The 10,664-nt window shown below is 57.7% G+C and carries 8 protein-coding genes; 5 read left to right on the forward strand and 3 right to left on the reverse strand.

All coding sequences use genetic code 11. The annotated features are described in order from the left end of the window. Positions 1-123: 123 nt before the first annotated feature. Complete coding sequence (locus ABNQ40_RS34400; RefSeq protein ID WP_391349568.1) at positions 124-702, forward strand: recombinase family protein; 579 nt, start codon at positions 124-126, stop codon at positions 700-702. 363 nt (positions 703-1,065) lie between these two features. After that, the gene (locus tag ABNQ40_RS34405; RefSeq protein WP_391349570.1) at positions 1,066-5,628 is read left to right on the forward strand and encodes a HEAT repeat domain-containing protein; all 4,563 of its coding nucleotides are present in this window, start codon (positions 1,066-1,068) and stop codon (positions 5,626-5,628) included. Positions 5,629-6,257: 629 nt separating this feature from the next. Here ABNQ40_RS34405 and tnpC read toward each other — a convergent pair. From tnpC to tnpA, 3 genes are all read right to left on the reverse strand, one after another. After that, on the reverse strand, positions 6,258-7,886 hold the full coding sequence (gene tnpC, locus ABNQ40_RS34410; RefSeq protein ID WP_391349572.1) for an IS66 family transposase: 1,629 nt from the start codon (positions 7,884-7,886) through the stop codon (positions 6,258-6,260). Positions 7,887-7,965: 79 nt separating this feature from the next. After that, entirely contained in the window at positions 7,966-8,313 is a 348-nt protein-coding gene (tnpB, locus tag ABNQ40_RS34415) for an IS66 family insertion sequence element accessory protein TnpB (protein ID WP_391349574.1), read from the reverse strand. Continuing rightward, entirely contained in the window at positions 8,310-8,720 is a 411-nt protein-coding gene (gene tnpA, locus ABNQ40_RS34420; RefSeq protein WP_391349576.1) for an IS66-like element accessory protein TnpA, read from the reverse strand. Before tnpA ends, tnpB begins: the two co-directional genes overlap by 4 nt. A gap of 29 nt (positions 8,721-8,749) precedes the next feature. Between tnpA and ABNQ40_RS34425 the strand changes: the two genes are divergently transcribed. The 3 genes from ABNQ40_RS34425 to ABNQ40_RS34435 all read left to right on the forward strand — a co-directional run. Continuing rightward, positions 8,750-9,139: a hypothetical protein gene (locus ABNQ40_RS34425; protein WP_391349578.1), complete on the forward strand. Its 390-nt coding sequence runs from the start codon at positions 8,750-8,752 to the stop codon at positions 9,137-9,139. A gap of 18 nt (positions 9,140-9,157) precedes the next feature. Further along, a complete protein-coding gene (locus ABNQ40_RS34430) occupies positions 9,158-10,357 on the forward strand; it encodes a DUF3800 domain-containing protein (protein ID WP_391349579.1) in 1,200 nt (399 codons plus the stop codon). A gap of 86 nt (positions 10,358-10,443) precedes the next feature. Beyond that, positions 10,444-10,664 (forward strand): DUF1488 family protein (locus ABNQ40_RS34435; protein WP_391349581.1); only part of this gene is annotated, 221 nt, incomplete at its 3' end.

The raw sequence follows: 10,664 nt of genomic DNA on the forward strand, positions 1-10,664 counted from the left end.
ACTGATGAGGTGGAGCAGGTGTTTTCCATGGGCCGCCCCGCTTGTGCCCGTGACAAATGAAGTGACAAAATGGGTGTGCCATGTGATGGTGCCCTAGTTGAGTTTTGGCACTATCAGGCACCCATGCTGCTCGGCTACGCGCGCGTCTCCACGCAAGATCAACACCTTGAACCGCAACTCGACGCTCTAAAGGCCGACGGCGTTGATGTGGAAAGAATCTATACTGACAAAGCTACAGGGGCAAATTCAGACAGGCCGGGGCTGGTCGCTGTGTTGAAAGCCCTGCGGGAAGGTGACACGCTGGTAGTCGTGAAGCTGGATCGCTTGGCCCGTTCGATGAAGCACCTGATCGAGTTGGGAGAGGCGATCCAGGCCAGAGGGGCAGCACTGCGCGTGCTGGACGCTGGCATCGACACGGGAACGCCAGTCGGTCGGCTCACCTTTCACATCATCGGGGCCTTGGCCGAGTTCGAGCTCGCACTTATCCGCGAACGCACGCAGGCCGGTTTACGGGCCGCTCGCGAGCGAGGACGGCGAGGTGGGCGTAAAAAGAAACTAGATGGCAAGACACTCGACCTCGCGCGAGCGCTATGGAGCAATCCAGAGTTCACCGTTGATGACATTGCCGAACAGGTGAAGGTGTCGAGGCGGACATTATTCCGTGAACTTGGAGCACGGCCCGTCCAAGCTCCTTCGTCGTAAAGAGGCACCGCCGGCGCCACCCTGGTCAATCAGCCCGCAAGCCGGCGCAGCTTCGCATATCAGGCTGGCCAGCCCCCTCGGTGCCAGCTTGGCAGGATGGCCAGCCCGACCGTTCGCCTCCGAACGTCCGCAAAACGCCAAGAGCGGACGTTGCTGCCACCTCCGTAACTGCTTGTATTCGGAGGAAGTCGAACAAGTTGAACACCAATATGACGACATGGTAGGTTACAAAATGCTACTGTCGGTCGTCTCTGTTGCCGCACAGGCCGTAGACGCATCGTTGGACGGGGCCGAGTACACGGTTGCGTATATCGACTTGCACGGCAACGGTGGTGGTCGAATAAGTCGGTACGGAGGTGAGAGATGGTCCAGGCAGGCGGCCCTGCAGCAATCAACGGCTTTTTGTATCAGATCCTGAAGCATCTGCACTGGCTCGCCTCCGCCCGTATCGAAGGGCAAGTTTCTGGCAGCGATGTGGCAGGCGATGCCCGTATCATCCTCGAACCGAAGGATGGCGGCGATGCAAGATTGCAGGGGAAGAGCCTCTATTTGGTCGAGCAGTATAAGACATGCTCGGATGGCACTTGGTCTGTCCAGTCGATCATTGAAGATGTTCTTCCTGACCTCCGCTTGGCTGTTCCGGAGCCACTGCCCTCTGAGGCCGAGTATCGCTTTGTCACCAACGGGCGCGAAGGACAGTTGGGTAGTTTCAGAAAATTCCTTGAAGCGGTACAAAAAGTTAACCGACCGGAAGATCTCGATTCTACGTCAAAGCACCATTTCGGCAAGAAGCTTCCTCCCACTTTCCGGGAATTGTTCGAATACATTCTGTCCAAAACCAAACGGAACGCGGAACGCCAACGCACTGATGCAGCAGCTTCTGTTCTCCACCTGTTAAAGCGTTTCCAGATGGATTTTGACGTATCGGCTAAGAATACCGCCGAACAAATCGACGATTGGTTGCGCCCGATGTGTGCGAATGTCGGTGCAGAGGTTGGGAAGCGAAGACAGCTTATCGGTACATTGATGGAGCAGTTGAGCGGGGGTGAGGCCGAAATCCCCGTTGATGCGGTGGACCGCTTTTTGACGGTCGCTGGTCTAAATCCGGAAAGTGCCCATCGTATAAGCCAACTTAATCAGTTGTCGCGGAGTATTCTTGACCGGGAGTGTGCCGTAGTCGGTTACAACGCAAAACTTGATGTGAGGCGTCCTCCAGCATGGCCTACGGAAAAGCCTGTGCTTGTGGTAACCGCAGGTGGTCTTGGAGCTAAGGACGGTTCTGGTAGTGGTGAGGGGAAGACGTGGCAACTGTTGGCCAGTCTGCGGGCAAGTGCGCAAGCTAGCCGTTCAGTCGCTTGGGTGCGATGGGAGAAGGGGTGCGGGACTGATGACATCCTAAATAAAGCCGCTAATGTCATTTGGCAGGAATGCCTAGGTTTCGCTGACACAAGGACCATCCTCGGGCTTACGAATTGGTACCGAGATAGGGCTCCCAGCGCGGCCATGCCATGGTTAACCATTGCCATTGACAATGTCCAAGACAAAGAGGTCGGGCGAGAGCTTGCCAGTCGACGCTGGGAGGACTGGGGTGTCTGTTTGGCGATGTCGGTGCCGCCGGACGTGGCCGCTGTGCTTGCCAATCAACCCGTTGACCGTGTTCACGTCCAATCACTGGACAGATTTTCTGTCACAGAGATCGATAATTTGCTTTCCCACTACGGACGCCGATGGGTTGATCTGCCGTCCGACCTTCAAAAATTAGTCCGCATTCCGATCCTCGCTGGCCTATATATCCAGCTTCCCTTTGAAAATTTTGAGACAGCGCCCCACTCGGAATACGAGATTTTCCATCGCTTCTGGAAACGCATGATCCAAAGAGGCGAGACCGGAGATGAGGGGATACTAACTAACCTTGCACATCGCGTCGTCGATCAGGCGACTTATCCAGTACCTAAGAGCGACTGGCATTTGATCGGTCTCGATACGCACTCCCTCCAACGTCTACGGGCTGCAGGGTGGTTGGTGTCCTTGCCCGGTGGCTTCGTCGAGTTCGCACATGATCGCCTGCTTAATTGGGCTGTCGCCGTCGAAGTCGCATTGAGCTTCGAGTACCGCACTCGTTCTGCCGATGAAATTGGCGATCTACTCCTCAAATGTGCCGCCCACGAACACACCAGACGTCTCGGCTATGTTCCAATGGATGCTCTGTGGCTAATGGCTAAAGAAGCTTTGACAGCCGATAATCTGGCACGAGTCATTGGAAGGCTTGGAGAAAGTCAACACTATGGCAGCTATGGGGAGAACCTTTATACCTATTTGTTGCCAACTCTGGGGCAGTGCATCGTTCCAGCCCTGGAAGCGCGGCTGAGCAACCTTCCCGAAGGCGATTATCAGATAAGGCTCATCGCTCAAGCTCTTTCGACCATAGCAAGGCAGGAGAGTGCAGATCTTTCGGAACTGACGGGCCAATTGTTGCGATCTGGTTCAGGAGCTCGGCAATCTGTCGGCATCGCCCTAGCATCAGCAAAACCGTCCGGTGACTACCTCAATCGCTTGTGGGACATGCACCAAGAACGATGCACATATGCGGATAAAAAGACGTGGGAGGAGCGTGAGCAATGTCCATGGGATCATCGAGACTACGAAGCGAGCTTTGCGGCTCTGCAAGCTTGCGTGGCAGTAGCACCCAATTGGTTGCAGCAGCGAATAAAGCTCGCGGATCCGAAGCAGGAACGAGTCAGCGAATTAGGCTATCTTCTCAATAACCTTGAGCATCCGTCTGCCTCCGACATTTGGTCAGAGGTTAAGAGTGATTTGGTGCATAAAATATCAAAGGATAAGCCCCGCAGCTTATTGTATTGTATTGGCAGGTTCCGTGACCACACGCTCATGAGCTTTCTGGTATCGTGCTTGCCCCGCAACGAGGATCTTGCCAACAGTGCGGCCTTGGCGAATTTGATCCGTCTTGATCCTGAGCAAGCCATCGCTTGCCTAGCCGATTTTCCGACTTCAGAGCTGGCCATGGCAAGGAACTGGTGGTTACCTTACCTGCTTGAAATCAAGCCCATAGAAGTTCGGCGAAGAATACTAGAGATGGCTGGCAATGACCCCAAGGGTCGGAGATTGCTTGATGACCTTTTTGCAGATCGCTCCGACTATGTCGACGATCAACTTCTTCGTTTTCATCTGCGTGCTTTTGAAGAAGAACTGCGGCAGCGTTTGGAAATGACATGCAAGGAAGATACTTTCTGGCCGTTCTTTCCTTTACGCTTGTTAAACAATATCAGCCGCCCCGATCTTCTGGCTGTGCTCCGCGATGAGGCCGGCGGTGAACTGGAAAGGATGGTGGCAGACGTCGCTTGTAGTCGGATTTCCGGACGGTCCAATCATCATGATGGGGTTCTCGAAGGCTGTCGCCAATTTTTGATCAGGGTTGGTGGCAAGGGCATAACACGACTTCTGAACCACGAACTGTCTGCAAGTGAGTATTGGGGGCGATTCGGAGGCCTGGAATGGGCTTTTGTGGCACCGGATACGGAAACTATCAGTCTGCTAGGGTCGATCTCCCGGCGACCGGTTAGCGTGAACGAGGATGGAAAGCAAAATTCGGAGGACTGGTTCGAGCGGTACAGGGCTACAATCACTCTGGCATCCGCAGGTTCCGACAAGGAGGTTATTGAGTCTATCTGGGGAGAAGGGCCGGAGGCCATTTCTGCTGATCTGGATGAGATCAGGGGTGCAGGCAATCCGTTGGCAGGCGGTTTATCTGGTCGAGCCTTAGAAGTATTAGGCGACTCCAACGCGCCGGATGCACAAGTCATGAAGGCGCTGTCCATCGCGTGGCTGGCCAAAGACGTAGAAATTCTATCTGCTATCCGTGCTGTTTTGAGGCGCGTTACCCCGGATAGTGACGTTGCTCGGATGGCTTGCTTTGTCTTAGCCGAGCTGGGTGATACCTCGCCTGACTTCCTGCGCCTCGCTCTTCCTATGCTCAAGACTGGCAACCGTCTCCGTGCAATGAATGCTTTGTTATCGATGGGAGGTGCGGCCGAAGAACATCTACTGGCGCACCTTGAGGACGTGCCATTCAGCAATTGGACTAGCGAAGACGTGAGCTTAGCTCAGGTGCTTTGCAACCGAGAGTCGACCCGAGACAAGGCGATCAAGTGGGCGGTCCGCCTATGCCACGAGCGGAAGGGCCTTATTCCACCCTATTTTCTAGGTGTCCGATCAGGGGATGCACGTGTCCGCGAGTTAATTACTGAAGTTGCATTCGGCGAAGACAGCTTTGTTGTTGGAAATAAGACCGAAGCGATCAAGGCCCTCTTCGAGTTCGATCCCAATCTCGCCATTGCTGCCGCAGAGAAGCAATTGCGCATTACAAGAAGCGAATTGTGGCTGCTTACCAAGCAGCTAGCGCAGATGACCCCGAAGGATGCTGCTGAACGTCTGATAAAGGTGGCGCGGCTTCGAAAAGACAGCCTTACAGCAGTTGGACAGGCAATGCGTCGAATCGATGCCGAACAGGTTGACAGAATGTTGCTGGCCTGCATGAGCGATCCGTCGCGAGACGTGCGTAGTGTCGGAGCTAAATTGGCGGGGTGGCAATCCCCGGAGCGCCTGATCGGTCCGCTCAAGTCCATGCTGGAGCAGGAGGCCGAGCCAGACGTTCGTGACGCGGTACTAGAAGCGTTGGGGCGCAAGCGTCAACAACAGACCGCGCTTGACCTACTACAGGCATTCGATGGCGTCAGCGACCAAGAGCGTTGGACGCTCCTATTAGCTCTGCTGGAAGTAGCAGATCCTCATCTCTTGAATGACAGGAACGACCCTCTGTGGATCGGCGCGGTTCTGGATAATGCGCCTTATATCTTTTGGCATTTTGCGGAGGAGGAATTGAGGAAGCGGATATCAAAAGCCGAGTAAAGGAAACCTACCTGCCTTGCTTATCAGCGCGCCTGCCGAACATGTTGAATGAACAGCGGCGAACTTTGATTGATGTCTTACAGGAATTCGTTGCCGCTTCCACACATTCCGCAGCAAATAGTCTCTCTGCGATCAGCTATTTGTGTATTGTCCGCTCCTGGCCCAAAAATGGTGTTGTACAAGAGTCCGCTATGGGTCAGAAGCGGACGGTTGAGGGTGTCGTAAAAGGGGCCATGGCCACCTTGCCGGCATGCCGGAGGCGATCAGCTGGGCCAGCACCGGCCCGGCCGGCTCCTCGATCTCCACCACGGCCGCCAGCAGGTCGATGTCGAGGCCCTGCGCCTGGTGCCCACTGTCCGGCGCCGATGGCGCGGCGCTGCCCTGGGCGATCTGCTCGCCGGCATGCCGGAGGCGATCAGCTGGGCCAGCACCGGCCCGGCCGGCTCCTCGATCTCCACCACGGCCGCCAGCAGGTCGATGTCGAGGCCCTGCGCCTGGTGCCCACTGTCCGGCGCCGATGGCGCGGCGCTGCCCTGGGCGATCTGCTCGCCGGCATGCCGGAGGCGATCAGCTGGGCCAGCACCGGCCCGGCCGGCTCCTCGATCGTAAGCATCCGGTGAGTGCCGCGGTTATGCAGCTTTCGTCTGCTCGCGGATTGCCTTCCATTCCCAGGGCAGGAGCTCGCGCAGGCGGGTTTGGGGGATGTCGTTGATGCGTGCCAGCACGTCGGGGAGCCACGCCTGGGGATCGACGTCGTTGAGCTTTGCCGTGGTGATCAGGCCGTACATGATCGCCGCCCGCTGGCCGCCGCGATCGGAGCCGCAAAAGAGCCACGCCTTCCTCCCGATGGCGATCCCGCGCAGACCGCGTTCGGCGGCGTTGTTCGTCAAACACAGCCGGCCATCGTCGAGGAAGCGGGTGAAGCCGTCCCATCGGGTCAGCATGTAGTCCATCGCCTTAGCCGCGGGGGCATGGCGGGAGAGCCGGGCGCGCTCCGTCCGCATCCAGTTCTCCAGTTCGGCTACCAGGGCAACGCCGTGCTCCTGGCGTGCCGCCAGCCGCTCGGCCACCGGCTTGCCGTTCAAGGCACGCTCGAGATCGAAGAGGACGTCGATGCGCCTTACGGCCTCCAGCGCCAGTGGTGAGATCGGCGGGGCGTCCTTGCCGCGTCTGGTGTTCGCGGCGATGTCGGCCAGCTTGAAGAAGCCGCGCCGCGCATGCGCCCAGCACAGCACGTCGCTGATCGGCCCCGGCCGGCGGCCGGGTTCGTACAGTCGGTTGTAGCCAGCGAACGCATCGGCCTGCAGCCAGCCCGTGAAGCCGGCCAGGTGCCGTTCGGGATGCGCGCCCTTGCGGTCGCGCGAGTAGTGGAACAGCGCCGCCGGTGGGGCTTGGCCGGCAAACGGCCGGTCATCACGCACATACACCCACAGCCGCCCGGTGTCGGTCTTGCCCTTGGCCAGCACGGGCACTGGCGTATCGTCTCCATGCAGCCGCTCGGCCGCCATCACATGCGCGGCGATCAGGTCGTGCAGCGGCTTCAGCACCGTGGTGGCGGTGCCCACCTGGTCGGCCAGGGTGGACAGGCTGAGCGGCACACCCTCCCGCGCAAAGCGTTCGGCCTGCCGGTTCAGCGGCTGATGCTGGCCGAACTTCTCGAACAGGATGGTGGCCAGCAGGTTGGGGCCGGCCCAGCCCCGTGGGGTGGCGTGGAACGGCGCCGGCGGCTGGCTGATCGTCTCGCAGGCCCGGCAGGAGAACCGCTCCCGCACCGTCTGGATCACCTTCCATCGGCGCGGGATCACCTCCAGCGTCTCGGTGATCGTCTCGCCCAGCTTGCACAGCCTGTCCGAGCCGCAGCACGGGCAGTTCGCCGGGGCCGGCACAACGACGCGCTCGCGCGGCAGGTGGTCGGGAAAGGGCTGGCGCGATGGCCGTTTGCGGGCGAAGCCCGCCACCGTGGTGGTTCTGGCAGCGGCCTGCTCAGCCGCCAGTTCGTCCTCGCTGGCCGTCGCTTCCAGCTCTTCGAGCTGGAACTCCAACTGGTCCAGCAGACGCGCCTTGCGCTCGGAGCGCGTGCCGTAGAGCTCGCGCCGGAGCTTCTCGATCTCCAGCTTTAGGCTGGCGATCAGCGCCTCGGTATTCGACGCCATCGCCTTGGCCCGCGCCGCTTCGGCTTCGGCCGCGTCCGCCCGCGCCTCGGCCTGCGCCAAGGCGGCGCGCAGGCTGGTAATGTCGTCGGGCAGGGCAGCGGTCATGGCGCCAGTTTACCCGGGATCACGCCGTCAAGCCGCCGTAATCCTGCCTGAACCGGTGCGTCGATTCACCGTGTCGCAGTCACCCCGCGGCCTCGGGGCGCCAGGTCTTCTGCGGGTTGCGCCAGTCGATGCCCTCGAGCAGATAGCCCATCTGCCCGACTGAGATCGACACCGCGCCGTCCGCTGGCGTCGGCCAGATGAAACGGCCCCGCTCCAGCCTCTTCATGAACAGGCAACTGCCTTGGCCGTCATACCAGATGATCTTCACCAGATCGCCCCGGCGTCCGCGGAAGAGGAAGAGATGGCCGCTGTGCGGGTCCTGGGCGAAGCGTTCCTGCACCAGCAGCGCCAAGCTCGACCAGCCCTTGCGCATGTCGGTGTGTCCGGTGGCCAGCCACACCCGCACGCCACTCGGCACCGGGATCATGCCAGGGCACCGATGACGGCCGCCGCCAGGGCCGGGTCAACCGGCCCTTCCAGACGCAGGCGTGCCCCGCTGGGCAGGATGACCTCGACGACCGCAGGGCGCGTGGCCGGCGTGGCTGGAAGCGCCAATGGCTCAGGGGGCTCCACGACCGGCGGTTCGGTTACGCTCGGCTCCGGCGTAAGGGTCACCGCGACAAAGCTGGGCGGTTCGGCCACGGAACTCCCGCCGACCTTCATCAGGTCCCGCCAGCGATACAGCAGGCTTTCGTGCACGCCCAACCGACGGGCCGCCTCCGTCACCACCACGCCGGGCCGGAACGCCTCCTCCACCATCCGCACCTTCTCCGCCGGCGTGTAGCTCCGCCGCCGTTCCCGGCCCGTCAAAACCTCGATACGCTGGTAAGCCATGACGTTTGCAACTCGTTTGCGTCAGCGCGATGACGCGCCACGCAAAACTCGGACGTCAGACCCTGTTTTGCCAAGGCGGCACTCACCGGAGGCGTACCCTCGATCTCCACCACGGCCGCCAGCAGGTCGATGTCGAGGCCCTGCGCCTGGTGCCCACTGTCCGGCGCCGATGGCGCGGCGCTGCCCTGGGCGATCTGCTCGCCGGCATGCCGGAGGCGATCATATTTTTCGCGCATCCGGCGATGCGCGCGGTAGAATTCTCCCGTGAAGGGGTGTCGCGAAAAGGACTTGCCATGGCTGAATCCATGTTGAGCAATCCACGATCACGGGTCAGCAGGTTGCTGATGAGTTCGACGTCCATAGAGGCACGCTCTACCCAGCGCTACGTGACTGCCGACAACGTCGCGAGAACAACATAAAATAGTGGAGTATTTGCTATGTACGCATTCGTTGATGAGACAGGGAACACTGGAGCAAATCTATTTGATGAGAAACAGCCAGACTTTTTCACTGGAGCAATGATTACAAAAACAAATTTCGACATTATCCAGAGAAATAATATTAAAAAACTTTGCGAGAGGCATGGAATTGTAGGGATTCATGCGTCTGTCATCGGTCCAGATAAGGTGGAGGATGTAGCAGACTCTCTTATTAATATACTTAAGAAATCTGATGCGCGTTTCTTTATATCTCGTGTCGAGAAGCGCTACTTGCTCGCAACGAAATTATTTGACACTTTTTTTGACGCTGGCGAGAATCCCGCCGCATCATGGCTTGCGTACAACGTTCGCCTGATGCGCCTTATGCTTTGTCTTAAGGTCTCTACTATTATTACTGACGATATTGCGCGCAAATTTTGGGACATGCTCATGGCTAAGAGGGAGGCGATAGCCAGAGCGATGATCCCCGACATCTGCGAGGCACTCTTGGCACGAGTTCCATTGATAGTTGATAAAAGGTCACAAGAAATTATCACACAAACGCTCGAATGGAGCCGCAGCCATCCAGAAGCACTTGACATATTCATCCCTGGTCGTCAGGCCAAGAACGGGCACATGCCCAATATGGTCGCTTTCGTAAATTTGATGGAAGGATTGGAGCAATATTCGAAACGATGGGGCCGCCCTCTTAAGAAGATGGTCCACGACCGCCAATCTCAATTCGAAGGTACGCTTCAGGAATGGCATCGCATGCACTCAAATGCTTCTCCTGAACCGATCAAGCTAATTGGAGAGACAGTAGTTCTCCAGAAACTTCATGGTTCACAGTTTGAGATATCTGCTTCAGACGCAAGCCCTGGAATCCAGATCGCTGACGTTGTGCTTTGGCTATTCCGACAAATGCTTAATGGTAAAGCGCTAGGCGAAAACTCAAACAAGCTGCTACAATACGCCATTAAAAAGGGTTGGCATAACGACTTTACTTTTGAAGGAGTCAATCGGAGGGCTGAGCTTGCATATGAAAATATGATGAGAAAAGATATTTCTGATGAAGAATTGGAGCGAGGGAAGCAATTGGTTGCTTTGAAGGAAGAACATAGATTGCAGGCAATCAAACTATACGAGCAGGATGGACTTATGCCCTATGAGCGTGATTGGACAATGACGGCTAGTCTCCAGGAGCCAGAAGGGTCTTGATGACAGGCGGCCCCACTACCTGACCGCCGTCATGAGGAGGCCGGCCTCGCCTGCACTGATGTTGTCGCAAAAGGGAGGGTTCACGAATGACGAGCATAGCCTTCGATAAAGAAGTTGGGGTTGGGCCGCATACCAAAAATCTTATTATGTGGGCGTACGATGGTGGGAAAAGGATACGCTGCCAGATAACTGCACTTGTATTTGAAGATTATTTCGAAGGAGTTCGGAAGGATCGACGCGGAATTTATGAGGAGTTTGTTAATCATAGAGCGCGTTTTGAAATGGCGTTTCGAAGAATGATTGATGC

Source organism: Azospirillum sp. A23 (genome assembly GCF_042938965.1).
Taxonomy (GTDB): domain Bacteria; phylum Pseudomonadota; class Alphaproteobacteria; order Azospirillales; family Azospirillaceae; genus Azospirillum; species Azospirillum melinis.